The sequence below is a fragment of the Stieleria marina genome (genome assembly GCA_007741555.1).
GTDB lineage: Bacteria > Planctomycetota > Planctomycetia > Pirellulales > Pirellulaceae > K23-9.
Map to the genome: position 1 here is coordinate 1844771 of CP036526.1, position 25593 is coordinate 1870363.

19 protein-coding genes are annotated in these 25593 nt (G+C 55.4%); 10 read left to right on the forward strand and 9 right to left on the reverse strand.

All coding sequences use genetic code 11. From position 1 onward, the window contains the following. Positions 1-129: 129 nt before the first annotated feature. A complete protein-coding gene (locus K239x_RS06515) occupies positions 130-1764 on the reverse strand; it encodes a tetratricopeptide repeat protein (RefSeq protein ID WP_419189749.1) in 1635 nt (544 codons plus the stop codon). A gap of 191 nt (positions 1765-1955) precedes the next feature. Next, positions 1956-2141: a hypothetical protein gene (locus K239x_RS06520; RefSeq protein WP_145416974.1), complete on the reverse strand. Its 186-nt coding sequence runs from the start codon at positions 2139-2141 to the stop codon at positions 1956-1958. A 423-nt stretch (positions 2142-2564) separates the two neighbouring features. Between K239x_RS06520 and K239x_RS06525 the strand changes: the two genes are divergently transcribed. Further along, the gene (locus K239x_RS06525) at positions 2565-4361 is read left to right on the forward strand and encodes a sulfatase family protein (protein WP_145416975.1); all 1797 of its coding nucleotides are present in this window, start codon (positions 2565-2567) and stop codon (positions 4359-4361) included. A 76-nt stretch (positions 4362-4437) separates the two neighbouring features. On the opposite strand, the gene K239x_RS06530 is transcribed toward K239x_RS06525, so the two are convergent. The 3 genes from K239x_RS06530 to K239x_RS06540 form a co-directional block, all read right to left on the reverse strand. After that, on the reverse strand, positions 4438-5706 hold the full coding sequence (locus K239x_RS06530) for a tagaturonate epimerase family protein (protein WP_145416976.1): 1269 nt from the start codon (positions 5704-5706) through the stop codon (positions 4438-4440). Positions 5707-5830: 124 nt separating this feature from the next. Further along, positions 5831-6856, reverse strand: coding sequence for a zinc-binding alcohol dehydrogenase family protein (locus K239x_RS06535; protein ID WP_145416977.1), 1026 nt, complete (start codon positions 6854-6856; stop codon positions 5831-5833). 80 nt (positions 6857-6936) lie between these two features. Next, positions 6937-7776, reverse strand: a complete 840-nt coding sequence (locus tag K239x_RS06540; RefSeq protein WP_145416978.1) for an amidohydrolase family protein — start codon at positions 7774-7776, stop codon at positions 6937-6939. 370 nt (positions 7777-8146) lie between these two features. Between K239x_RS06540 and K239x_RS06545 the strand changes: the two genes are divergently transcribed. From K239x_RS06545 to K239x_RS06555, 3 genes are all read left to right on the forward strand, one after another. Continuing rightward, a complete protein-coding gene (locus K239x_RS06545) occupies positions 8147-9082 on the forward strand; it encodes a sigma-70 family RNA polymerase sigma factor (RefSeq protein ID WP_145416979.1) in 936 nt (311 codons plus the stop codon). Between the two features lie 200 nt (positions 9083-9282). Then, positions 9283-10341, forward strand: a complete 1059-nt coding sequence (locus tag K239x_RS06550) for a leucine-rich repeat domain-containing protein (RefSeq protein ID WP_145416980.1) — start codon at positions 9283-9285, stop codon at positions 10339-10341. A 142-nt stretch (positions 10342-10483) separates the two neighbouring features. Beyond that, positions 10484-11239: an FkbM family methyltransferase gene (locus K239x_RS06555; RefSeq protein WP_145416981.1), complete on the forward strand. Its 756-nt coding sequence runs from the start codon at positions 10484-10486 to the stop codon at positions 11237-11239. A gap of 132 nt (positions 11240-11371) precedes the next feature. Here K239x_RS06555 and leuS read toward each other — a convergent pair whose 3' ends face one another. Further along, positions 11372-14221 carry a leucine--tRNA ligase gene (leuS, locus tag K239x_RS06560; RefSeq protein WP_145416982.1) on the reverse strand — a complete coding sequence of 950 codons (2850 nt, stop codon included), beginning with the start codon at positions 14219-14221 and terminating at the stop codon, positions 11372-11374. A gap of 202 nt (positions 14222-14423) precedes the next feature. Here leuS and K239x_RS06565 point away from each other — a divergent pair, with 202 nt between their 5' ends. From K239x_RS06565 to dinB, 3 genes are all read left to right on the forward strand, one after another. Next, complete coding sequence (locus K239x_RS06565; RefSeq protein WP_145416983.1) at positions 14424-15428, forward strand: hypothetical protein; 1005 nt, start codon at positions 14424-14426, stop codon at positions 15426-15428. 85 nt (positions 15429-15513) lie between these two features. Beyond that, positions 15514-16188 carry an HAD family hydrolase gene (locus K239x_RS06570; protein WP_145416984.1) on the forward strand — a complete coding sequence of 225 codons (675 nt, stop codon included), beginning with the start codon at positions 15514-15516 and terminating at the stop codon, positions 16186-16188. Beyond that, a complete protein-coding gene (dinB, locus tag K239x_RS06575) occupies positions 16185-17372 on the forward strand; it encodes a DNA polymerase IV (protein WP_145416985.1) in 1188 nt (395 codons plus the stop codon). Before K239x_RS06570 ends, dinB begins: the two co-directional genes overlap by 4 nt. Before the next feature lie 45 nt (positions 17373-17417). On the opposite strand, the gene K239x_RS06580 is transcribed toward dinB, so the two are convergent. Together K239x_RS06580 and K239x_RS06585 are read right to left on the reverse strand one after the other, a co-directional pair. Next, a complete protein-coding gene (locus K239x_RS06580) occupies positions 17418-19391 on the reverse strand; it encodes a BamA/OMP85 family outer membrane protein (RefSeq protein WP_419189750.1) in 1974 nt (657 codons plus the stop codon). Positions 19392-19451: 60 nt separating this feature from the next. Continuing rightward, positions 19452-20933 carry a BamA/OMP85 family outer membrane protein gene (locus tag K239x_RS06585; protein ID WP_145416986.1) on the reverse strand — a complete coding sequence of 494 codons (1482 nt, stop codon included), beginning with the start codon at positions 20931-20933 and terminating at the stop codon, positions 19452-19454. 406 nt (positions 20934-21339) lie between these two features. Between K239x_RS06585 and K239x_RS06590 the strand changes: the two genes are divergently transcribed. The 3 genes from K239x_RS06590 to K239x_RS06600 are packed head-to-tail and all read left to right on the forward strand — an operon-like array spanning position 21340 to position 25013. Next, complete coding sequence (locus tag K239x_RS06590; protein WP_419189751.1) at positions 21340-22308, forward strand: diacylglycerol/lipid kinase family protein; 969 nt, start codon at positions 21340-21342, stop codon at positions 22306-22308. 58 nt (positions 22309-22366) lie between these two features. Then, on the forward strand, positions 22367-23218 hold the full coding sequence (kdsA, locus tag K239x_RS06595) for a 3-deoxy-8-phosphooctulonate synthase (RefSeq protein ID WP_145416988.1): 852 nt from the start codon (positions 22367-22369) through the stop codon (positions 23216-23218). Between the two features lie 40 nt (positions 23219-23258). Then, a complete protein-coding gene (locus K239x_RS06600; RefSeq protein ID WP_145416989.1) occupies positions 23259-25013 on the forward strand; it encodes a tetratricopeptide repeat protein in 1755 nt (584 codons plus the stop codon). On the opposite strand, the gene K239x_RS06605 is transcribed toward K239x_RS06600, so the two are convergent. Beyond that, positions 25010-25579: an amino acid kinase family protein gene (locus K239x_RS06605; RefSeq protein ID WP_145416990.1), complete on the reverse strand. Its 570-nt coding sequence runs from the start codon at positions 25577-25579 to the stop codon at positions 25010-25012. The two genes, K239x_RS06600 and K239x_RS06605, sit on opposite strands and share 4 nt — an antisense overlap. Positions 25580-25593: the final 14 nt, after the last annotated feature.

Sequence of the window (25593 nt, forward strand, 5' to 3'; positions counted from 1 at the left end):
ATCCTCACCTTTGTATCCCAATAGGGTATCGGCACAGGGTAGTGTTGTGGGAGACTAGTCCGTTAAAAAGTCGCAATTTCCCGTTTTTTACGAGGCGATTGGCCAAGTTAAACTCGAGATACGCTGAGTTTACCCTGGAGGAGAGGGTAGGCGGATTCGGCTGAGGGCATTCCGAGCTCGTGCATCAGATGAGTTTTCTGTCAAAGCACGTTGATACTGCTCGATCGCTTGCTGTCGCTGACCGGAGTACTCCAGTGCTTCGCCAAGCTGGAAATGAACTCCTTGCAGCCGCGGATCGAGGATTAGGGCGTTCTGGAAGCACCTTGCTGCCCGGTCTGGCTGTTGATTCAACATGTAGGCCCGGCCGAGATTTAAGTAGCCTTCCGCCATTTCGGGAAACTCGGCAATGGCACTTCGCAACAACTGAATCCCCGCGGGGAGATTGCCCGCCTTGCAGGCCGAAATCCCCATATTCATGGAGCAACTGGCATGGAGTGATCGTTCCTCGTGGACCCGAATGTTGCAGAGAATTCCTGACAGCAACAAAACGGCGGCTACGCGCAGCATCTGCCCTTTTCGCTCTTTGATGCGAACGAAGAGGTCAACCGCGCCGGCGGCTGCAAACGGAATGATCAAGATTGCGACCGGGTTGCGATATCGACCCAAGATGAAAAACAGCACAACAGCAGCGATCATCGTCAGCAACAGTAAGTAATACAGCCACAGTTTTCGCCAGTTTCGCCGGGTCGCGATCACGCCCCAGATTCCCAGTGGGCACAGAATGCCAAAGTGCCAAATTCGGCTCAGTTTCAACGGGGCGGAGTACTCGCGAAAGATGTACATGCTTTCGACATCGGGCACTTCATAGCGATTGAACACCATGAATGTCTTAGCGAGCATCAGTTGTAGCCAGCGACTAGGTGACTGCCGAATTTCTTGCCAGGATCGCGACATCCAGAACTGAGAGACTTCGCGGGCGGACAGTTCGTGGCCGACTGCTTGTTCGGCCAAGCGTTCGGCGTCGGCACGCTCGTACATTGGCGTTCCGTGGCCGGGCACTAGGGGCACGTAGATTCCGGTCGCTTGTAGATTGTTGCCGATGTAAAAATTGGGCCCCGCCTGAAACGTCGTTGGCGACCACTCACCTCCCAGTGAAGCGTTTCGCGCTGCGACCGGCAGCAGAATCAAAGCAAGGCCGCCTACGTAACAACCGACCAATGTCCATCGGTGCCGGTTCGATTCGCGCAGCGCCAGCAGAATCCAAATCGGGATCACCGGGGTCCACAGCAACGCGTTTTCTCTGGCCAGCACCAGCAATCCAAGTGATGCGCCCGTCATCACCGCGTACCACCAGCGTTTCTCGCTTTGAAGATAGACGCAGGAAGCAATCAAGGCGCACAGCAGAAAAGTCGCCACGGCAGCTTTTTGGATAATGCCATCGTAGTAAATAGCAGGCGGATAGGCGGCCAGCATCAGTGCCGACACCAGGCCAATGCGTTCTGAAAACAGCCTGCGTCCCGCTAGACCGATCAACCACACGCCGGCAACGCCCAACAGCATCTGAACCACTCGAATCAGAGTGATGCTGGGACCAAAGATCTTGATCAGAACAGCCAAGAAATAGGGGTAAAGCGGCGCCTGATAGAACGTTTCGGTGCCGTACCAATCACCATCACTGATTTTGACAGCCCAGTCAAAATAGCCTTTGGCGTCCCCCAGCAATTCAACCAGGGTGGGCACTTCAATCGTCTGCAAGACGTTCATGAAGCGCAGGAAAAAAGCGAGCACACAGATGCTCGCTAGGAGTGTCGCAAAGAAAGACCGTTGTGCCGAGGCCGAGTCTCCAGGGGGTGTCTCCGGAGTCTCAAGTTCTTGACCAGCGGCGTGCAATTGCTTTCTTCGTCGAGCCATCAAAGACCGCCGTGAAATATAACGGAACCTTTAGCAATTGATGACTATTTGGAGATGTCGGATGACTCCATTTCTTGCATCTGCTTTTCGTAATCTTCTTCCTCTTGGACAACATCAGCTTCAGATCGAGTGTCTTCGATGACTGTGTTTGACTCGCCACAACCAACCGCTGTGAAGGAAACGATCGAAAGGCAAAAGGCAAACATGAGTGAGTAGGTTAAGCGTGGCATTAAAATTGCTCGTTCGTAAAAGAGGGGTAATGGACCTGTCCTATTGCCTCATTCTGTTTCGAATGGGCCCGTAATGCAAGTAGCCAGCACTACTTTCAATTCTTTCTGAGGTCGTGTTTTTGGTCTCCGGCAACTGCAACTGAGTGATTCGACCGACGATCGGCAGTGCCTTGGTGATGACGGAAGTTGCATGCTGGAGGGGAACTTGGCCTACGGCTTGCTAAGCCCCAAAGTGCGGCTCAAGAGAGATCTATCTTGGTCAGCAAGCGGTCGACATCTCTAGCGGCATTGGGGCATCGGGCGGAAAACGATGATATCGACCTTCGATTGGGGCAGGAAGTTTCTTCTTGCCGGGCGTGCGAGTTAGACTTCTCGGTTCCGGTTCGTCTACGGATTTAACACTTACAAAACAGAGTTCTGATCATGCGTCGCTCCCGAACGATTTTGCCGGTGGTTCTTTGTATAGCTTCCTGCTGCGTGCACCGCGTTGCTGCGGAGAAACCGAATATTCTGATCGTGACCGTCGACGACATGAGTGCTGATTCGCTGGGAGCGTTCGGGTGCGAGCTAGCCAACACGTCGCCCGGTATCGATGCGTTTGCCAAAACGGCGTTCAAGTTCAATCACGCGTTCAGTTTGGTTGGCAACTGCATGCCCGGACGCAACATCATGTGGTCGGGGCTGTATTCGCATGTCAACGGCGTCGAGGGTTTTCAGCAAAACACACAGCCCAGTTATCCCGTGCTTTGTGACTTAGCCAAGCGTGCGGGGTACTTCACAGCGATTCGTGGCAAAGCGTCTCACTCAACGCCCTATCACCCATACCCCTGGGATGCAAACTTAGACACGGCGGCTGACGGCAAAAAGTACAGCGTCAAGGACATCGCCAGCTACGGAGAGTCGACGTCCAAAGCGATTCGTCTTGCCAAAGAGAACGACCAACCGTTTTGTTTGATGGTAAATATCTCGGATCCTCACAAACCGTTTTATGCAGGACCGACTGATCCGCATCAGCCGTCGCGTGTGTTCACTGCCGACGAAGTTCCGGTGCCAGGATTCTTGCCCAGCGACAAAATCATTCGCAGTGAGTTAGCGGAGTACTATTCTTCGGTTCGTCGAGCCGACGATTGTTTTTTGTCGGTCATGAAATCACTTGATCAGTCGGGTGAAAAAGACAACACGTTCGTCATGTTTTTGTCTGATCACGGGATGCCATTGCCGTTCGCCAAGACGCAGCTGTATTACCATTCGCTGCATACTCCGCTGATGGTGCGTTGGCCTGGAGTGACAAAGCAAGGCGATGTCGATGACGCACACATGGTTTCGGCGATTGATTTTTTGCCGACGTTGCTGGACGTGATGCAGGCAGAGCATCCCGCACCGGAGTCGCTGCATGGCCGATCATTTGCACCGATTTTGCAGGGGCAAAGTCAACCGGATCGCGATTTTGTCATTGTTCAGTACAACGAAAACTCGGGCCGCAACCGCCATCCGATGCGCGGCATCCAAACCAAGGGATTTCTGTATTTGTACAACCCGTGGAGCGATGGCCATCGCAAGTTTGCGACCGCGACCACGGGCACCGCCACCTACCGGCAGATGGTCGCTCGCGCTCCGGAGGAATCCGATGTCGCGGCGCGGTTGGATCTATTTGACCATCGTGTGGTCGAGGAGTTTTATCACACGGCTGCTGACCAAGACTGTTTGATTAACTTGATCGACAGCCCCGGGCAAGCCGCCACAATCGAACGGTTGCGCAAACAGTTGGCCACTTCGTTGACGCGATTAGCCGACCCTGTTGCACCACTTGTTGCCGATCATCAGAACGATGCGCTGCGCGAAGCGTTTATGGCTGCCGAGGACGAGCGGACCGTCAAGGCGAAGGCTGGGAAGAAAAGAAAGTCGAAAGGCAATCGAAAGCAAGGTTCGGCGAAAGTCATTTCTTTCGCGCCCATCGGATCGATCTCCCCAGGGGCCGCTACGATTCGCATTCACCACCAATTGCCAAAGAAAATCGGAACGCAGCAGCTGCACGTGACTTTGAAAGACGCCAGTGGGAAACGCGTGCAGCGCGAGGTCGTGACGATCAGCGGTACCGGGGATGCCGAAATTAAATTCAACATTCCCGATCTGGATTCGGTGCGGGTGTCTGCCTTTGTCGGACGAGACTATGGATCGAACATGCAGCACATTACGACCGACCCAATCAATGTGCAGTAGTCGATGTTCTCCAGTAATTTTTGCTGGAGTGGTCGGCCGTGAGAGGAGCCGCTGTTCAGATCGTTAGCTTGCTTGATCACATGCCGCTTTTGAGGGCATCAAGGTGACGGCCAAAGTGGTCGTCTAATACTTCGATGTAAGTCTCAGGGTGCGACTTCAGGCAGTCATGTACAATCTTGCCAAGCTTGTCGTCAGTCAGGACTGATCCAAATGTGCAGTGCAGGATTTGGCGGCCCGGTTTGGTGAAACCTTTGCCAACGGGGACGTCGGCCCACATTTCCAAGTACTCGCTTTCCAGCGTAGCATCGTCTGCATCGGCAGTCTCCGGTGCGTCTGCTAGCGTCGCGGAAACGTGATAGGTCGCTTTGTCGGTTTCGTAGCGGCCTCGCGAAAAGTCGATGATTTCGCGGAACGAGGCACTGTCGTGACGAGCGACGACACGCAAGGCTTCCAGGTAACTGGTGCCAGCAGTTTTGACGTGGAACTTGCCGCCCGTTGAGCTGGCTAAGATGCCGTACATCGAAACTTTGTCACTGCCGGAGTGCAGGCTGATTTTGTAGGGGCCCAACGCTTCGGAAACAGCGGCGTGATCTTTCAGTGAAAGCTCCAAAGCTGCCAGGTCACCGATGAAGTCGATGCCTTTCTCGAAATCGCCAATGAAGCGCGGTGCGAGCGAAACGAGTTTCATGCCGCCCTGCAAACATTGGTCGGCGATGATGTAGTGCTCAGCCAGCGTTGTGGGCTGATCGGTTTCGTCGACCGACAATTCGATTTCGTAATCGTTGCCGGCTTCTTCATTGACTTTCTTGATGTAGTCGCCCAAGTCCAAGGCTCGCTTGATCGCTTTGCCGTATTTGACGGCTGCTCGCATGCAGGCTTCTTCGTCGAGGTCGATCGTGGTGCCCGTCCCTAGCTTGATCGATTTGCCTAGGTAGCCGTCGTACCACTTGGCGTCGTCTTGGCAGGACGAAAATTTGTCCCGCAAAGTCGTTTCGTCGTAGTCGTCAGCTTTTTGGTCCACGTCGTCAGACGGGTCGATCGTAAAGAATGTAAATCCGGCCGCGGCCGTGATGTCGACATCGTTGGGGACTTTCAAGTGATCGGCATCAGCGCCGATGTCATCGGTCCAGCCAGCAGCTTCGGCCGCGTTCATCGCATCAGCCATCACACCTTCGGGAGTGCGCTGTGTTCGCGTCATTTCGCGAATCGATTGTTGCGGGTAGATCGCTGCGATTCCGCTGCCGCAACGTTTCATCGAAGCGACGTGACCTGGTGTGGCCAGTCCGGTGCGATCGCCAAAACCAAAGCTAGGTTTCAGTCCAAGTGCTACACATTTTTTTGACATTGAGATTGTGAATGTTTTCGAGGGAGAGGGGAGTTAGATTTTGATCGGCCGCGGTATTGCGGCATTGTTCGTCGCAGCCCATTGCCGAATGGATGCAACAGGCTGGTGGGAATCGAAAGTCGTATCAGACGACTTCAATGATGGCTTTGATGACACCCGTTTCAGGTTTGGTGAACGATTCGAAGTCGTCCAGGACGGCGTGAAAATCGGTGCGGTGGGTGATCCACGGATCGGTATTGATGGTGCCGTCTTCGATCAAGCCAATGATTCGTGTGAAGTCAGGCGGCAATGCGTTTCGCGATGCCACAATGGACGCTTCGGGGCGATGCATGACCGGATGTTTGAACGTCAATTCGTCGGTCGTGATGCCGACATAAACCAATGACCCAGTCGGAGCGATGTACTGCAGCGCGCCGGACATCGAGTGTTTGTTGCCGGTTGCGTCCGTGATGACTTGGTACATGTCGCCGCCGGTAATTTCTTTCATTCGGTCGACTTCGCTGCCGTCGCCTTTGAATAGCACCGTGTTTTCGATGCCGTACGTTTTCCGCACAAAGTCTAAGCGAGCTTCATTCATGTCCATCACGCTAATCGTCGCGTTGGTCAATCGTGCAAACTCCAGCGTTGCCAGTCCGATTGGACCCATGCCGATGATCAGCGCGTGGTCGCCGCCTTGCGGATTGCCGCGATCATTGGCGTGACAGCCGATCGCCAACGTTTCGACCAAAGCCAATTGATCGTAATTCAGTTTGGCCGATGGATGGAGTTTTTCGGCACGGACGAGAAATGATTCGCACAGCCCGCCGTCCATCATCACGCCGATGACTTTTAGGTTTTGGCAGCAGTTGATCGCGCCGCGTCGGCATGCGTAACACTCTCCGCAGTGCATGTAGGGTTCGATACTGCATTTGTCACCGACGGATACGTTGGTGACGCCATCGCCAACGGCCACGACTTCTACGCCAAGTTCATGGCCCGGGATGCGTGGGAAATCGAAGAACGGAAACTTGCCTAAGTAGCAACTGATGTCCGTACCACAGACTCCCATGCGGTGAGTGCGCACGTGAGCTTCGCCGGGGCCCGGCGCCGATGGTTCATCGATCTCGATTGGTTTGAGCGTTTTGACTTCGGAAATTTGTATGGCACGCATGGAAAATGCTTGGGGCTAGGAGCTAGTGGTTGGTCGCTGAGGAGCGGTCAATAATTCGCGGTGGCTGGTGCCGCGAAGGTTTAGTTGTCGAGTCCATAGACGCGAGTGGCGTTTCCGCCGAAAAACGCTGCTTGTTCGTCGTCGCTCAGTTTGCTGGCGAGTTCACGAACAAGGTTCAGCCAATCGGAGTGCTGGGTCTGGAGCAAACAGACGGGCCAGTCGCTGCCGAACAGGAGTCGTTTGGGAGTGAACGTTTCTAACGCGACGTCCCAGTAAGGGCGAATTGTTTCGATCGTCCAATGTTCGTCACGGATTTCTGTGGTGACGCCGGAGAACTTGCAGCTGATGTTTTCGCGGCGTGCGATTTCGCGGAAGTGTTTTTCCCATTCGCTATCCCACTTGTCCGCTTGAATCGTCGGTTTGGCGATGTGGTCAAGCACCATTGGCAAATCGCTGTGCCGATCGACAAATTCGATCGACGCGGGCAGTTGCTTGGCAAAAATCAGCACGTCATAGATCAGGTTCTGTTCTTTCAGCAGCGCGACACCCCGGTTGAAATCATCGCCCATGATGAAGCGATCGTCGGCTTCGTCTTGGACCACGTGCCGGACGCCCTTGAGTTTGGGTTGATCGGCGTATCGCTGCAGAATTTGGTCGATACTGGGATCGGCCAAAGGGAGCCAACCGACCACGGCTTGGATCAGGGGCTCTTCTTTGGCAAGTGCGAGCAACTCGTCTGTTTCCGCCAGGGTTTGGCGAGCTTGAACCGAGACAAACCCGTCGACGCCACTTTGCTGGGCGATTTGACGAAGCTGTGCGGCGAGGAAATCCTTCCGCAAAACGGCCATTTCATTGCTGATCCAACCGTATTGCTCGGGCGAGTATTTCCAAAGGTGGTGGTGGCTGTCGATCAGCTTCATGTTTGCGGCAATGTGTGAGAATTGATGAGTTCGGAGATCATAGATCGAAACGCTCGAGCTGCCAATTCACCGCAAAAAACGGGCTAAGCCTTTGTCGCGAGAATGACGGCTTTGTAGAAAATCGGACGTCTGGCGTCCGGGGAGTTGTTCGCTCGGCCTACAACCGGCATCGTCCGCACACCCGCGACGATAAGCGAGTCGATGAAGGTTGCTATCAAAAGTGACGATTACTTTTTTGTACCCAATTCCCTCTCGCCGACCACGGCTGAGGAATCTGAGGTGCGATCGTCCTGAATGTCGTCCTTGCCGGCGCCTGATCGCATTGTCATGTTCCTCTGAATACGTGGTCGGCAGCGTCCACGAGATGTCCATGCCTGCTACTCCCAAGTCTGACGACGTCGTTTCGATCGCTACTCCGGTCGCCACCGAAGCAGTCGCCGAAGTTCCAGCAAAGTCATCGCGAGCCAAGACGACTCGTAAAAGCAGCGCGGCTCAGTCTCCGCTGGAGACGTATCTGCGTGAAATTAACGAGACCGCGCTGCTGAGCGCGCAAGAAGAGCAGGAGCTGGCTGGTCGAATTGAACAGGGTGACGTGGAAGCTCGCGACCGAATGGTGCGTGCCAATCTGCGGCTCGTGGTCAATATTTCGCGTGGCTACACCGGCAAAGGGCTGGGGCTGCAGGATTTGATCGAAGAAGGCAACCTGGGACTGCTGCGTGCCGTCGAAGGGTTTGATCCGACCGTGGGAACTCGGTTTAGCACTTACGCCAGCTACTGGATCAAGCAGTCGATCAAGCGAGCGTTGATCAACAGTGCCAAGACGATCCGTATTCCCGCCTACATGGTGGAACTGCTCAGTAAGTGGCGGCGTGCGACGGCGCGATTGAACGAAGAACTTGGTCGAACGCCCACCAATGAAGAAGTTGCCCGAGTACTTGGGTTGCCCAAGAAAAAGCTGCCGATCATTCGCAAAGCGATACGCATCAGCAACAGCACGCCTCAAAGCGATCAGAGCGAATCGGGTTGGTCGCTCGGCGAGATGGTTCAAGACGAGCGTCTCAAGGCGCCCGACGAAGCGATGTTGGACCACGACATTTTGCGTCACGCGATGGAGTTGTTGGGCGATTTGGACGAACGCGAAGAAACCGTTTTGCGACTGCGTTTCGGCCTGGGCGGAACCGAGCCAAAAACCTTGAAAGAAATCGGTGCCGAACTAGGGCTGACGCGAGAGCGTGTGCGACAGATCGAAACGGAAGCCCTCCGGCGTTTGGCCGATGGACTGACAGATCCCCGCGAGCGATTCTAAGATGCTGGTTTCTAAATAGCTTGGGCTAAAACGTCTGCGCCCAAGCTCTCTTGTCTCTTGGGCTCTAGGTCGGTAGGCCTGCAAAGTGTGACCGAAACGGTGCTGTCAGCTGTACAGGGCATGCACGGACCAGTTGGTGTGACTAAAATCTTGGGAATCTCTGTTCCCCGTTTTCGCACCTCTAGCATTCGAGAACTCGCATGCCCCCCTTCGATCGCCAATTCTTTTGTTTGGTGTTTGTGTTCGCGTTGGTAACGACTCCCGCGCTTCGCGCCGACGATAAGCCGGCCGACGAATCTGCGAAACAGAAGCCAGCTGCCGCAGAGACCGCGACTCCAAAAGCAAAGAAGGACGCCACGCCAGCAGAAAAGAAGCCAGCGGACAAAGCCGCCGAGAAAAAGGCAGCCGACAAAAAGGCCGCAGCGAAGAAAGCCGCCGACAAGAAGGAGATGAAGAAGCCGGCCGAAAAGAAGAAAGAGGAGCCAAAGAAGATGGTTTCCGCTTTTCCGGACAAAGCTCTGGAAGAGGCTGTTAGGCACGAAGTTTTTGAAAAACGATACAACAAGCAGCCCATCACCGCCGAAGACGTTGCCAACATTTCGCGTGTGGTTGGCACGGGAAAGAAGATCAAGAGCTTGGAAGGCTTGCAGCACTGCCGCGTGTTGATGTTGATCGACTTGGCTGACAACGAAATTACTGATCTCAAGCCAATCGCAGATCTGAAGCGTTTGCAGTCGGTGACTCTGGCAGGCAACAAGATCAAAGATCTGAAGCCGATCGAAAACTTGACAGCGATGCAGTTGTTGGATTTGTCGCAAAACGAAATTGCGGATCTGTCGGCGCTGAAGAAAATGTCGAACCTGCGAACGTTGTACGTTGCCGACAATCAACTAAAAGATCTTTCGCCGATTGCTGGTTTGACCAAACTGTGGACCCTTGATGCATCGGGCAACCAACTGAAAGATCTCTCACCGGTCAGCAAATTGGGTTGGTTGACGACTTTGAAGATCGTCGGCAATCAGATCGAATCGCTCGCGCCTTTGTCGCAACTGGATGATTTGGACATGCTGATTATGTCCAAGAACCAGGTCAGCGATTTGAAACCACTGGTCGAGATGTGTCGCAAAGACGCTGAGGGAGAACGACGGTTCGCGCCGTATTTGGACGTCTATTTAGGCGGCAATCCGATTGACGAAAAAGACAAGGCAGCGGCTACCAAAGAGCTGCGTTCGTTTGGCGTTGATGTCCACGATAAATAGGCCGGTTTGGCCGCGGGTAGCTGGCAAAAGCTGCTTTTGGCCTCGAAACGTTCATATTTACGGGCGTTTTCGCTGTTGGAGAGTTGTCTGCCCTCCAGATACACTCCGCTAGTCAATTTAGGACTTCGGAAAGGATTCTGGCGTGTCAACTTACGATATCAAAGCCTACGTTCGCGGGATGGTTCAGCGATCCCCATTAGGCAGAACCCCCCTGGGCGGCAAGCACCGGCCGGATCACTCGGCCTCGTTGTTGAACAAGTACGGAATCGATGTCGTGTTTGATGTCGGCGCGAACAATGGCCAATACGGTCGGCAGATGACATCGATGGGTTGGCGTAGGCCGCTCGTGTCATTCGAGCCGTTGTCATCGGCCTTTCGAAAACTGCAGTCCAACGCGCGGCCGTTTCCTAATTGGCAGGCCGTCAATGTCGGGTTGGGGGCAACTGATGGTCAAGCTGATATCAACATCGCTGGCAATTCGCAAAGCAGTTCGTTTCGCGAAATCACGTCTGCGCACACCGATGCCGCTCCGACGTCGAAAACGATTGGTACCGAGACGGTCGAAATCCGCAAACTCGATTCCATCATCGATCAATACAGCAAACCAGACGACCGTTGTTTTTTGAAACTGGACGTTCAGGGGTTCGAGAAAGACGTGCTCGAAGGCGCGCTCAACTCGATGGACCGCGTAGTGGGGCTCCAAGCCGAAATGGCTTTGACGCCCCTATACGATGGCGAAACGCTGTTTCCTGAAATGGTCGAGTATCTCGAGAGCCTGGGCTATTGCATGATGTGTGTCGGCGGCGTGTTTGCTGACGCACGCACCGGACAATTCGTTCAGCTCGAAGGCGTGTTCTACAAACAAAGCGAAGTCGGCCAGTTGAAACGAGTCGCGTAGAAGTCACGCGACGACTGGCTTGCGATCCGATCGACCACGCATGCTTAGGTCGAACGCCGGAGTCCACTTCAGTCTCGCGCCGGCCATCACTGTAAGAGCCTGCACGCGCAAACCAGCACCTGGCGCCGGCGACTATTTGACCACCAGGTTGACCAATCGGCCTGGGACGGCGATCTGTTTGACGATGGTTTTTCCTTCGGTCTGTTTCTTGATCGCTTCATCGGCCAAGGCGGCTACGATCATCGCGTCTTTGCTGATGTCTGCTGCCACGCTGATCTTCGCTTTGACTTTGCCGTTGATCTGCACGGGGACTTCGATCGTGTCTTGAACCAAGGCCGATTCGTCCCAGGTTGGCCACGCTTGCAGTGCGATCGACTCTTTTTCGCCCAAGATGCTCCACAGTTCTTCGCTGATGTGCGGCGCGTAGGGCGACAGCAAAATCAGAAACGTCTTGATGGCTGATTTGGGGCGTTGCTTCGATCGCGTAAAGTGGTTGGTGAACTCCATCATCCGCGCTATCGCCGTGTTAAAGCTCATCGCCTCGGTGTCTTCGGTCACCTTTTTAATCGTTTGGTGAAGCACCCGATTTTGTTCTTCATCACACTCGCCGTCGGTGAGTGCTGCGTTCAACACGATCTCGTCTGCTTCGTGGTCGATGGTCATTCGCCAAACGCGATCCAGGAAGTTCCGAACGCCACCGACGCCGGTCATCACCCAAGGCTTGGTGGCTTCCAGCGGCCCCATGAACATCTCGTACAGACGGAGCGAATCGGCGCCAAATTCACGCACGATCACATCCGGGTTGACCACATTACCGCGGCTCTTTGACATTTTATCGGCTTTGGCAAGCACTTTGACGTCCGTGCCTTTGACGAACGTCTGACCTTTGCGTTTTTCGGTTTGTTCGTCCGAAAGATCATCGGTGCTGCCGGCGGATTTCAAAATCACGGTCGTCTTTTCGCCGTCTTCGACTCGCGCACCGTCGATGCCCAGTTCTGCCAACTTGGACTGGGCTTTGCTGAATTCATCTTCGGTAACGTGGAACTGGGGCGACCCCAGAATCATGCCTTGATTGACCAGGCGGCCGAACGGTTCGGCACAGCTGACGTGTCCGCGATCGAACAGCACCTTGTGCCAAAATCGCGAGTACAGCAGGTGCAGCACGGCGTGCTCGGCACCGCCAACGTACAGATCGACTGGCATCCAGGCTTTTTCTTTGGCCGGATCGATCAATGCGTCGCTGTTTTTGTTGTCGATGTAACGCAGGTAGTACCAGCACGAACCGGCCCACTGCGGCATCGTATTGGTTTCGCGTCGGTAACGCGTGCCATCGATCGTGACGTGCAACCATTCGTCATCGGCTTTTGCCAACAACGGTTCAGGACGACCGTGCGGCTGGTAGTCTTTTAAATCGGGCAGACGAACAGGCAAATCGGCGACGTCAACGGCGCGGCGGATGCCGGTCGCGTTTCCGTCGGCGTCCAGTTCGTGCAAGATCGGAAACGGTTCGCCCCAGAATCGTTGGCGACTGAATAGCCAATCGCGAAGTTTGTAGTTAACCGCTTCGCTGCCCTGCCCTGCTTCGTTAAGCGATTGGGTGACGGCGGCTTTGACTTCGGCGGTGGATTGTCCATCGAACTGACCGCTGTTGATCGCTTTTCCTTCCGCGACAAAACAAACATCGCCCGACAATATTTCGGCGTGTTGTTGATGATCCGCTGGCGGGTCGACGACGGGAATGATGTCTAGATTAAATGTCTTGGCAAATTCGAAGTCGCGTTCGTCGTGCGCCGGGACCGCCATGATCGCACCGGTGCCGTAGCCGGCCAGCACGTAGTCGGCGATCCAAATGGGGACGGGTTTTCCGTTGACCGGGTTGATTGCGTAACTGCCGGTAAAGACGCCGGTTTTTCCTTTGTCACTCCCGTCGGTCCGCTCGCGATCGCTTTTGAACGACGCTTTCTCGCAGTACTGTTTGACTTGATCGGCGTACTGATCGGTCGTCAATGCACCCACGGTAGGGTGTTCAGGCGCGACGACCATGTAGGTCGCCCCGAACAATGTATCGGGCCGAGTCGTGTAAACACGCAGCGCCGAATCACCTGCTTCTGCTGGAAAGCCGGATGCCGCACGATCGGACTTCCATGCTTCCCGATCCGAGTCGCTGCCGATGTAGAAATCGACTTCCGCACCCGTGCTGCGACCGATCCAGTCTTGCTGCAGTTTCTTGATGCCGGTGGGCCACTCCAGTTCATCCAAACCGTCCAGCAAGCGTTCTGCGTAGGACGTGATTCGCAGCATCCACTGTCGCAGCGGAATGCGCTGGACGGGATGATCACCGCGGTCACTTTTGCCGTCGATGACTTCTTCGTTTGCCAAGACGGTGCCCAAGTTGGGGCACCAGTTGACCAAAGCTGCGTCTTCATAGGCCAAGCGATGCGAATCTCGGTACGCTTCGATGGCTTCGCGGCCACTTTGGGTGACGTCGTCGGGAATCGGCAGTTCGTCGATCGGGCGACCTACCTGTTTCTCTTCGTCGAACCAGGTGTCGTACAGGACCAGGAAGATGAACTGTGTCCAGCGATAGTAGTCTTCGTCGGTGGTCGACAACACGCGGTCCCAGTCGTAGCTGAAACCCAGGCTTTTCAGTTGCCGGGTGAAGTTGTCGATATTGCTTTGGGTTTGAATCCGCGGGTGTTCGCCCGTTTTGATCGCGTGCTCTTCGGCGGGCAATCCAAACGCGTCGAAGCCCATCGGATGCAAGACGCTTTCACCGCGAGCCCGCGCGAATCGAGCGACAATGTCCGTCGCCGTATAGCCTTCGGGGTGTCCGACGTGCAGTCCATCGCCGCTGGGGTACGGGAACATGTCCAGCACGTAGCGTTTCTTTTTGCCGGGCATCTCGGGCGTCGCGAACGTGCGATTGGTTTCCCAGTAGGTTTGCCAGCGAGGCTCGATTTCGTTTGGGTTGTAGCGAGGCATGTCGTTCGAGAGCGGTGCAGGAGGGGAGTGGTTCGCGAAGTGCAAATTCTATTGAATGGGCGCGGCTGCGTAAGGTGGACGCATTTGGCGTGTTTCACGGCTCTTTTTGACCGTTTTACAATGGTTGGCACGCCGCAAGTCGGATTGAACTTGATCTGCACGCGACGCGGTGGTTACAGATCAAACGATGAGAAGGATCGCGATGATCGATTTCCACTGGCCAGCCACCTCAGGTGGCCGGTGGTCGACGCTGCGCCGACTGCGAAATGGTTTGCTCTTGGGACTGGTGCTGGCATCGCCGGTTGGGTGTCGGATGTCGGCACCCATCCACGTCTGGCAGCCACCGTTGATCGAATCGACAGTAGGCAAAAAGGTCGTGCTATCGGAAGTCGCCGGTCCGAAAAAGACGGCCGACCTGTTGCGAGAAAAGCTGATCGTGGGCGTGCCCAGTGACACGGGGCGAACGACCATTGTTTCGCAGCCCGTTCAGTTAGAACAAAGTGAAGCCATTCGCTTGGTTTCGGCCACCGAAGACGCCCCCAGCGACATTGCATTGCAGGCAGCGGCGTCGCTGGAAGGTTACGACTATGTGCTGCGTGGCGAAATCTTGAAGGACCGAAGACCACCGAGTGTTCAGGCCAACGGAAAACGTTTGACGGTTTCCTGGAGACTGTCCGAACTGGGGGATTCGCAATCCCGTTCAGCGGATCAGCGACGGGCGCGAGGTGCTCCGGTCGTGGTGGACCGCGAATCCGCCATCCAACGTTATCCTGACTTGGGACTGGTCGCCGATGAAGAGGTCGTTTTGGCGACAGCCGCAGTGCGTGACACTTATCGGCTCTTTACGCCTTCGACTCGCCGCGATGAAGTGACCCTTGCGATTCCCTATTTGATGCCGGGAAGTGCCGAGGTACGCCAAGGAAACATGGCAGCGCGGGCCGGACGATGGGATGAAGCCAAACGGATTTGGACTCAAGCCGCCGAAGATCATTCACTGCAGATCGCCGCGGTCCACAATTTGGCGTTAGCGGCGGCGGCGGCACAGGATTTTTCAACGGCAAAAACACTCGCTCGCAAAGCGATTCGACGACAGCCGACCAAACTGCACAAGCAAACGGCCATGTGGATCGAACGAATGCAGCGAGAGTATCACGAAGCGTTCGATCTTCCGGATCCGCCCGAGGGCTGGTTTTTGACCAAGGAGTAGCCGACTCCAGCGTGCCGTGTAGACGACGCAGAATGCCAAAGGGCAGCCGGACGGCAGAACGCAGCTGGCCTGTTACGATAGGGGCATGCGAACTTTACTTTTTGATATCGATGGCACGCTTCTGCTGACACACAACGGTGGGAGCAATGCGCTGCGGTTGGCGTTGGAGCAAGAGTTTGATTTGCTGGCCGCTCGCATCGATGTTTCGTTTGGTGGCAGGACAGACCGATCGCTGTTGGCCGAATTACTGACGATCAATGGTTTGCCGGATCAAGACGAACTTCGCGAGCGACTTCGGCGGCGGTATTTGTCGGTGTTCCCCGAAGTGCTCAGCCAGTGCGGCGGTGAAGTCATGGCGGGCGTGCGAGGGCTGTTGGATCGCCTGCACGGAGAGCCTCTTGCGCGAACTTGTGCGATGACAGGAAACCTGACCGAAACGGGCGAAGAAAAACTCCGGCACTTCGATCTGCTGAAATACGTTCACTGGACTTCTGGCGGACAGTTCGATGAACACCGCGACGACTTGGCTCGCCGGACGGCCAAGATCATTGCCGATCGTCACGGCGATACGGCGGCGGACGACGTGGTGGTGATCGGCGACACCGTGGCGGATGTCCGTTGCGGTCGCGTGATCGGGGCCAAGGTCATCGCCGTTTGCACTGGCAGCCACGACCGCGAAAAGTTGGAAGCGGAAAAACCAGATGTGGTGTTGGATGACTTGTCCAATACTGACGCGGTGTTGGATCTACTATTGCAATGATTCTGCACATCGACATGGACGCTTTTTATGCGGCCATCGAACAACGCGATCAGCCGGAGTTGCGAGGCAAACCGGTCGTGGTCGGTGGCAGCAAGACAGGACGCGGAGTTGTCGCGGCGGCCAGTTATGAAGCACGCCGCTTTGGTATTCATAGCGCCATGCCGGGCCGACGCGCAGCGCAGCTTTGTCCGGACGCGATTTTTGTCCGCGGCAGGATCGATCACTACGCTGCGGTCGGACGCCAAGTCCGCGAAATCTTTCATCGATACACGCCGCTGGTGCAGCCGTTGTCGCTGGACGAAGCGTTTTTGGATGTGACCGGTTCGGCACGATTGCACGGCGACGGGGTGACGATCGGTCACGCGATCAAGCAGGCGATCGCCAAGGAATTGAATTTGGTCGCTAGTGTCGGTGTCGCGCCGCTGAAATTCGTCGCCAAGATTGCCAGTGACTTAGAAAAACCCAATGGATTTGTCGTGGTGCGGCCCGATGACGTGATCGCGTTTTTGGATCCGTTGCCCATCAAGCGGCTTTGGGGCGTTGGTCGTGTCGGGCAAGCGAACTTGAAGCAATCAGGGCTTCACCGGATCGGTGATATTCGTCGCAGTGATCGCGATGGTTTGGTGCGACGGTTTGGGAGTTGGGGCGACCACATTTGGAAGCTGGCCAATGCAATTGATCCGCGTGGCGTAGTGCCAGACCGCACCGCGAAACAGATCAGCCACGAACGCACGTTTTCGGTTGACATGACCGATGTCGAAATGCTTCGCGCCGTGGTAAGCCACTTGTGCGAACAAGTTTGTCATCGTTTGCGACATCATCACAGGCGATGCAAAACGGTGACGCTGAAGTACCGCCGCGAGGATTTTCGGACGTACAGCCGTTCGCGAACACTGGCAACGGTGACCGATTCGACGTCGCAGATCATGGCGGTGGCCATGGAATTGCTTGCCGAAATGCGACAGGCTCAGCCGCGGCCAGTGCGGCTGATCGGTGTTTCCGCGGGAAGCCTGACGACTGGCGACCAAGCCGAGCAAATGTCGCTGTTTGAATTGACCGAGGACAATCAGTCGCAGCAAAAGGTAGATAGCGTTGTGGATGAATTGGCTGATCGGCTAGGTCGTGACACGGTGTACCGCGCGACCAGCCACGACTGGATTCATCGAAAAAAAGAAGAGTCTTGAGCGTGGCGAAAGGCTCAGGCGAGTACCCAAGCCGGATTCCTACGATTACCGAATCAGGCTCATGTAAAAACTGAAGATGCGTTCGTTGTCCGTGTCGGCTTTGGCAACTGGAAACGCAAAGTCGAATGCCAGTGGTGCGGGGCCAAGGGCAGGAATCGCAACGCGGACACCAACGCCAGGTGCGACGCGGAAATTGTCTTCGTTGATTTCGATGTCCGATTCAACTGTGCCGAAGTCGACAAACGCGACTCCGCGGAAGGCATCGTCGGCAGTAATCGGGAACATGTATTCCAGTGTGTTGAGCCATTGGAACCGTCCGCCGACTTCGACGCCGTTTTCGACGGGACTGGCGCCACGGAAATCAAAGCCACGGATCGTTGCGTAACCGCCGGCAAAGAAATTCTCGTACACGGGAGTTTCGTCGCCGCTGAATCCTAGTTTGGTCGAATAGGAAAGCGTTTGCTTTCCGGAACCGTCGATTCGTTCGCTTAGTTTCCAGTACTGGCGAAATTCCATCTCGAAACGCGAGTAGTCAAAGTCGCCAAAGGACTCCTCGAAGGTGGCTTCAAAGTAGTGTCCTTCGCTAGCTTGGATGGGGCTGTTTCGGGTGTCATGTTTCAGCGAGATACTCCCAGTGTACAAATCGCTTTTTCCCAACGCTCGGTTGAGTTGTGGCGATAGTGTGCTGGTAGGGTTCGTCATGTCGACGCGTTGCCCACTGATTCCGACGCTGAGTGAAAGGTCGGGCGTGATCCGGTAGCCCAGGCTGGTGCGTGCTCCGCCACGGTGTTCGTCCCAGTCGTTGAAACGACGGTCAAACAGAAATCCACTGACGGAAAAACTAAACGGCAGGTAGTTGAATAAGTTGGGTGTAGCCCACTGCACGGTGTAGCGGTCAAAATCGCTGCCGGGTGCGGCTTCGATTCGGAACGTTTCGCCTGCACCGCGAAAAGCTTGTCCCGTAAAGAGCTGTTGAAACGAGGTCGGCCAACGCCGGATGTCAAAGTTTCGTTCGTCAACCGTGATCTGGCCGGTCACACCGGCATCACTGTTGACCGCACCACCGAACATGATGCGACCAGTTCTGGCTGGAAAACCATTGATGATCAAATCAGCGTCACGCAACGTCGGCGTGTAGATTGGTTCGTAGCCCTGCGGCGGATAGTTGGTTCCATCGCCGGGGACAAAGGTCGGCGCGCTGGGGCCTGTTTGGAAAGGTCCAGGCGGAGCAAAGCCAGGTTGCATGTTTCCCTGATTGTAGGGAGCTGCATTGAATGGCGTCGTGTTGGGGGTGTACTGGACGCCACCGTTTTGACCCGCGTAGGGGTTGGGCTGCGATTGTGCGCCAGGATTTTGAAAGGACTGATTGACGCCGCCTTGGAACTGCGACGGGTTGCCGGAGTACGGCCCACCCGAATACTGGTTGTTGGAGTACTGGGGGGCCGCTGGTTGGGGCGCTGCGTAGTTGTTGGTTTGTCCGATCGCGGGACGCTGGTTGGGATCGACAGTGGACCCGGGGGGCAGCGGGGGACCTTGCGGAGCAGAAAACTGAAACGGCTGCGGCGAAGTTACTTGTGAAGGCATGCTGCTGATTGCGGAATTGTTGGCATTCGCAGTCGGCTGGCCGGGTGAAACGACCTGGTAGTTGCCGGGGAACTGAAACGCAGCGTATCGCTGCGATCCATCAACGCTGGATTGATTGGCGGCGTATCGATCCGACAAGTTGGTTTCGGGCGGGACGGATCCATCTAGGTGAACGGCGGAAGCGTCCAAGTTGGTAGATACCGACGCCACTGCAGGCGGCGAGTAAAACGCCGACTCATCGGGAGTCAGTGGCCGGTGGTTTCCACGCATCCAGTCGCCCAGCGACAGGTGTTCTGAGGGACGCTGTGACAGTTGCGAACATCCGACCTGCGACGCGATCAAGCCGAGCAATGCACAACTCACAGCGACGCAAGTCATGCTGGCGGTCGGGCCTTGGCTGGCGCGGCGGTTCGTGGTGTTGTGGGAGATAGTCATTCGGTCTGTGTGCGTCGAATTTGCGTTAGCGGGGAAATTCAGTCGGTGGCACGAAGCTCATCAGCGTTCGTCGTTGGGTTGAACAATGATGTCCGGTGGATCGGCGATCTGCGGATTGACTTCCAAAAGTTGGCTGCTGGTAATCCGACGTCGAGCGATTTCCAGTAGCCGACGATCGATGAAGTCACCTTCACGTAGTTCCAGCATGTTCAGCATCGTCGTCTCTCGCATCAGATGCGGTTCGCCTTCGATGTTGACGCGGATTTGATTGATGCGCCAGCGATCGCCTTCTTCGATTTTGTAGATCAGGTCGACGGTGTTGCTGTCGTCACGCATCACGGTTTGCGGTTTGACTTCGGCATAGATAAATCCAAGTTCGCCATAGCCGTAGACGATTTCGCCGACGTCTCGTCGCAGCAAGGTGCCGTCGAACATGTCGCCCGCTTTGAGCGTCAGTTTGTCGCGAACCGATTTGACGGTAACGAACTGGTTGCCTTCGATCTGGATGTTGTTGATCTTGAATCGGGGGCCTTCGTTGATGACAAAGGTGACGTACATCCATTTGCCGTCGTCGTCATAGGAAATTCGCCGCCCGACAGTCGCGGTCAGGTATCCCAGGTTGTGATACGTTGCGGCAAGAATGTCGACGTCTTTGTCGATCTTTCGCAGATCGGCTTTGTTGTTCAGGTACGGAATCACGCCGACGGCCGGGCCACGACTTTTAATCAGTTTCTTAAGCCGTGCACTGGTCAGGATCGTGTTGCCTTCGATCGTGATGCTCCAGATCCGTTCCAATGGACCTTCGTTGATTCGGAATTCCACAACGCCTGGTTTTGATCGGGCACCTGTGACAACACTGAGCGACGCTTGGTTGAATCCTTCTTCGCGGTAGTAGTCCAGCATTCTGCGGCGGGCTGATTCGATAGCGAATTCGCTCAGCGGATCATTGACGTTTAAACCCGCACGGCCTTTGAGTTCACGATCGTTGAGCGCGCGATTGCCGTGGAAGATGACTTGTTTGATGATCGCGCGTTCGTGCACCAGGAATGCGACGGAGACGCCGTTTTGTTCGGGATATTCTTTCGTCTTGAAAGTCACGTGGTCGAACGAACCCATGTCATTGAGTCGACGTACGTCGCCCAGCACGGTTTCGTAATCGTAAAAGCGACCCTTGCGAGTTTGCAGCTGTTGGATGATTTCGTGAGAGCTGATGTTACGATTGCCAGTGATCTGTACCGACAAAACCATCGTGTCGCCTTTCTCGCGATGCAGGTTCATCCCGTCTTGAGAGTGAATGTGATCGCGGAACTTGGGTTTGATCTCGGCGCCCGGTGCACTCGCTCCGCCGGGACCACCGGCGCCACCACCGCCCATTCCTCCGCCGCCAAATTGCGCCAGGGCGGGAGTGCTGTACGTGCTTACGCCAAGCGTCAAAACGATGGCGAACACGATCCCAACTAGCGGGCGATTCGCTGCAGCCGATGGAGCAGCGGTCCCGCTAGGGAGGAGGTCAACGATTAGGTTACGAAATCGATCGATCATATTTTTGTGGGAACGTAGCGATTGGCTCTGTTCTGTCGATGCGCGGTGTGGAGGGATTCGTCCACCGCGCTGCATCGGTAACTACGAAAGTCCAGCCGGGGACCACAAGGTGGTTTGGGTCGCAATATTGAGCGAAAATTCAGCAGACGAAGAAGTTTTTCGGAAATCGCGATTCAACAGCTGTTTTGCGGGCTCATTGAGATCGGCGTCGGCGCGTGCAACGATCTGTGTGAAACTCGAACGGGCGATATGCTATTGAAAGCTTGGATGTTGAAAGACACTTTGCGTTTCACAAACCGTCCCAGCTCAAGTCAAAACTCGCTCTCCCGATTCCTCTATCCCCTGCGTGTGGCCCACTATCGACTCCGCCAAGAACCGCGCATCGGAAGTCCAGCAAGTCATTATCGTGGCTAGTCCTAAAGCTGGTACAGGAGCGCATCGCGACCAGTTGCCAGTACTGCGTGAACTGTTGGCCGCCGCCGGCATCGCGGTACTGCAAACGTCATCGATCCCGGAAATGAAATCCTTGCTGCAGCAACAGGATTCGCCCGAGGCCACGCCGTTTGCCCGCGTGGTCGTGGCCGCCGGTGGCGACGGAACACTCTCGTTGGTGGCTGACAACATTGATCCAAACGTACCCGTGATCCCGATGCCCTTCGGAACGGAAAACTTGTTGGCACGCTATTTTGGATATCAGCCAACCGCCCAGTGCATGTTCGACTCGATTTGCAGAGGCAAAAGTCATCGTATCGATGCAGGACGGGGCAATGGCAAGTTGTTCTTGGTGATGGCTTCGTGCGGGTTTGATGCCGAAGTCGTGCGCGGGGTGCATCTGAAACGTCAGGGGCACATCAATCGATTTAGCTACGCGCGCCCGGTATTGCGTGCGCTGGTCAAGTATCGCTTTCCAAAGATTCGCGTCACGACGGACAGGATGGCGCAAGAATACAGTGTGCCTCAAGTAAGCGCAGATGCTCCCGATACGGTTTCAAAACCAAGTTTGGAAGAACGTGAACAGCCGGCAGATTCTGGAGGACTGGATCGATTTGGGTGGGCGATGGTGTTTAATCTGCCTCGCTACGGCGGTGGATTGATGATCGAACCGGATGCGGTTGGCACAGACGGTCAACTTGATTTGATTGCTTTTCGTCGGTGTTCGATTGCCAGCGGGCTGCGGTATTTCACCGGCGTGGTGGCTGGTTGGCACAAACGATTTTCGGACGTGATGTGCCGGCGAGTCAAAACCGTGCTGTTGGATTCCGATGAACGGATTCCTTATCAACTAGATGGTGACTATGTCGGTCGGTTGCCGCTGTCGATCGAAGTTCTGCCGCGACGTGTGCATCTGTTGCTGCCTGCGGTGAACCAGCCGTGAAAAAACACTGCCCGCGATCCCGATTGCCCTGTCGGCTGCAATCCACCAAGATTGCGGCATGACAACTTCAAAAAACGCTGAAATAGCACCCGTCAAAATTGGTCCCTATCTCTGTGGCCCTGGCCAGCCGCTGCTGTTGATCGCGGGGCCGTGCGTTCTACAATCCGGTCCGATCACCGAGCAAATCGCCGAAACATTGCTGCGTGTGAATGAATCGGCCGACGTGAACGTCGTTTTCAAAGCGTCGTTCGATAAAGCCAATCGCACTAGCTTGGCGGCCGAACGTGGGCCGGGCTTGGAACAGGGGCTGCAGATGCTAAGCGACGTGGCCAAGCAAACGGGGTTGCCCGTTACGACCGATTTGCATTTGCCAGAGCAAGCCGCAGCAGTGGGGGAAGTTTGCGATCTGCTGCAGATCCCTGCTTTCTTGGCCCGGCAGACGGATCTGTTGGTGGCTGCGGCCGCGACGGGAAAGGCCGTGAATGTCAAAAAAGGCCAATTTATGTCGCCCGAAGACATGCAATATGTCATCCAGAAAGTCCGTGGGAGCGGTGATGGCGGCGTCTTGCTTTGCGAACGCGGCACGTTCTTTGGGTACGGCCGGCTAGTAAATGACATGCAGTCGTTGCCAATCATGCGGTCATTGGGAGTACCTGTCGTGTTTGACGCGACTCACAGCGTCCAGCGTCCCGGCGGGTTGGGCGGCGCGACCGGGGGAAACCGAGAAATGGTCGAACCATTGGCTCGCGCAGCCGTAGCAATCGGTACCGACGCATTGTTTTTCGAGACTCATCCTGACCCGATGACTTCACCAAGCGATGGTGCGAATATGATTCATCTGGCCGATTTCGAGTCCATGATGGACCGCCTACTGCGTCTGAGATGTGCCGTGAATGAAATTGGCACTTGATTCGGTTTCTCCATCCATTCGGCTCGCCCTGCCCTACCCGATGCAATTATTTTCCAAACCTGTTGTTGCCCTCCTTTTGATTTTGATGCTGGTAGGCGGTTGCAGCGACGATAGCGCGGCGATCCGCGAAATCCAAGCCCGTCGCCAAGAGCGTCTGCAAGCTGAATCTCAGCAGGATCACTTGCAAGAACTGTTTTTGCTGTTGAGCCAGCTCGTTGAACTCAATCGCGAGCGGGCCGATCGGCAGATCATCTATCACTTGAATCAGTGGCGGCAATCGCGAAAAGGCAATGCTGATCTTGGGCAGCCAACCACGCTGCTGAAAAACATCCGCAATGTGCTGCCAGATGACGCCGTGACGGCTCGCGTGATGAAAAATCAGTTCGTAGCCGAGGATGTCAATCACCTACGAGATTGCTATTTGTTTCGCGCCATCAATCGGTGGATTGATTCGCCGCGAAACGATGATCCTTTGTTGGCTGATTGGCTCAAGGAAAAAGAATCTCAGCTATCGGGCAAGCAGTTCGATCAACTGCGTTCGGCCTGTCGGCTGTTCGATTGGACGGTTCGCAATGTTGCTTTCGAGACCGGCAATCCTCCTGGTACTCGTCCGCCGAGCCCGCCGATGCCGTATGGGATGGAAGTCGACGGCGCGGGCTATCGTCAGACAGACTATCAATCGGTTTGGCGTGGAACCGGAGATTCGTTGCAACGTGCGGGAGTCTTTGCGCAGCTTTGCCGGCAAAATTCGATTCCTGCCGCGATCTTGGCAACGCAGTCGACGGCTGCCGCCGAGTTGACGCCATGGTGCGTCGGTGTGCTGATCGATGGTGAGGTCTATCTATTCGAACCAGAATTGGGAACCTACATTCCGGGGCCCGATCAGATTGGAATCGCGACTCTGAAACAGGCTCGCAAAGACGCTTTGATCACGCGGCGATTGAGCGTTGCGGGGTTCGACGAGTTTCAGTATCCCTTTTCCAAAGAAGACGTGCAGCAATGTACGGCGCTGCTGAATCTGTTGCCCGAAACAATCAGCCCGCGGATGAAGTTGCTGCAAAACGGCCTGACCGGCGATCGACGCATGCAAGTCTTTGCTAACGCCGATGCCGAAGCGGAACTTTGGGATGCCGCGACCGGGATCAGCGGAGTTCGCATTTGGGACATGCCGCTGAAGGCAGAGATCTATGCACTGGCGATGGCTAGGCAGGTGGAACTGGATCCAATGTTTGCGTTTTGGTATCTGTCGCGTTGGTCGATCTTGGATGGAGGCGACGAATCGTCTCGCCAATTGTCGCTCGGTCGTTGGCGTCACTTGCACGGTCAGTTTTCGGACGACAAAGAAGAGAATACGGATGGTGCTCGAACTCTTTACATGCAGTTGCGAGCCCCTGAGTTTGAGATTCAAGACATGGCGATCGATCCGGAACTCCAGAAAAAGTACTTTCGCCGCGAACTGGGACTGACGCGTGAACAGTATCAGCAGCAACTGTCGACCATCCAGGTGATGATGCGGTTGGGCAAACGTACTGCAAGTTATTGGTTAAGCCTGGTTCAGTTTGACGATGGGCGTATCGAGACGGCAGCGAACTGGCTTCGCAAGCGTGTCTTGGTGGCCAGTCAGCAATCGCACTGGGAGCCCGCTGCGCGATACAACTTGGCGCGAGCCAACGAGCTGATGGGCGATTCGGAAAAAGCGATCGAGCTCTACAAAACGTCAGGGGCTCCGCAAGAACACGGCAACCGGATTCGAGCTCGGCTGCTATCTAAGGCAGAGAAAGACGAAGCGAATTAAGCGTCCAATTTCTCAACGCGAAACGTCTTGAAGTGCTGTTTGATCATGGGGACCGCTTCGTCGATGATGCCTTGGGCGGTCAATTGATCGATGCTCCAGGCCGGATCAACGTCGCAGGATTTCAATAAAACGACTTCGTCGGCACGGCTTCGGTTGCCCAGCAGTACTGCGATTGCGTCGGTCGTAGTGCGCCAATCAAGTGGCAGTTCTTGGGCGTGTGAACGACGATAGAACGACGCGACTTTGACGAGCGTCGGATAGCTGCTGGAAAATCCAAAGTCGACGCAGCGTTGAAAGCCTTCCGAGGAATCAATCTGCTGCCATTTGGGGAACCAGTCGCCGGCTGTCTGGAAGGTCGTTGTCAGGAGATCGATGCATCGCCAGTGAACATCGGCAGCATCACCGGGGCGAACCGAGTCCCGTCGACGGACCGCTTCGATCAGTTCGCCGCCGCCGACGATCACAACATTCTCTGCTGGTGTCTGTCGGGCAAGCCATTGATGCATCGCTTGCGGAAAGTCCCCTCGCAAAAGCAGGCTGCCACCAATTTTGATTACGCGACGCACTGAGAGATCGTCTT

Bases quoted from the DNA above. Each gene is read 5' to 3' on its own strand.
- leuS (WP_145416982.1), bottom strand. From the start codon at position 14,221: ATGCCTCGCTACAACCCAAACGAAATCGAGCCTCGCTGGCAAACCTAC.
- K239x_RS06570 (WP_145416984.1), top strand. From the start codon at position 15,514: ATGCGAACTTTACTTTTTGATATCGATGGCACGCTTCTGCTGACACAC.
- kdsA (WP_145416988.1), top strand. From the start codon at position 22,367: ATGACAACTTCAAAAAACGCTGAAATAGCACCCGTCAAAATTGGTCCC.
- K239x_RS06525 (WP_145416975.1), top strand. From the start codon at position 2,565: ATGCGTCGCTCCCGAACGATTTTGCCGGTGGTTCTTTGTATAGCTTCC.
- dinB (WP_145416985.1), top strand. From the start codon at position 16,185: ATGATTCTGCACATCGACATGGACGCTTTTTATGCGGCCATCGAACAA.
- K239x_RS06545 (WP_145416979.1), top strand. From the start codon at position 8,147: ATGCCTGCTACTCCCAAGTCTGACGACGTCGTTTCGATCGCTACTCCG.
- K239x_RS06530 (WP_145416976.1), bottom strand. From the start codon at position 5,706: ATGTCAAAAAAATGTGTAGCACTTGGACTGAAACCTAGCTTTGGTTTT.
- K239x_RS06585 (WP_145416986.1), bottom strand. From the start codon at position 20,933: ATGATCGATCGATTTCGTAACCTAATCGTTGACCTCCTCCCTAGCGGG.
- K239x_RS06580 (WP_419189750.1), bottom strand. From the start codon at position 19,391: ATGACTATCTCCCACAACACCACGAACCGCCGCGCCAGCCAAGGCCCG.
- K239x_RS06565 (WP_145416983.1), top strand. From the start codon at position 14,424: ATGATCGATTTCCACTGGCCAGCCACCTCAGGTGGCCGGTGGTCGACG.
- K239x_RS06520 (WP_145416974.1), bottom strand. From the start codon at position 2,141: ATGCCACGCTTAACCTACTCACTCATGTTTGCCTTTTGCCTTTCGATC.
- K239x_RS06535 (WP_145416977.1), bottom strand. From the start codon at position 6,856: ATGCGTGCCATACAAATTTCCGAAGTCAAAACGCTCAAACCAATCGAG.
- K239x_RS06515 (WP_419189749.1), bottom strand. From the start codon at position 1,764: ATGAACGTCTTGCAGACGATTGAAGTGCCCACCCTGGTTGAATTGCTG.
- K239x_RS06600 (WP_145416989.1), top strand. From the start codon at position 23,259: ATGCAATTATTTTCCAAACCTGTTGTTGCCCTCCTTTTGATTTTGATG.
- K239x_RS06540 (WP_145416978.1), bottom strand. From the start codon at position 7,776: ATGAAGCTGATCGACAGCCACCACCACCTTTGGAAATACTCGCCCGAG.
- K239x_RS06550 (WP_145416980.1), top strand. From the start codon at position 9,283: ATGCCCCCCTTCGATCGCCAATTCTTTTGTTTGGTGTTTGTGTTCGCG.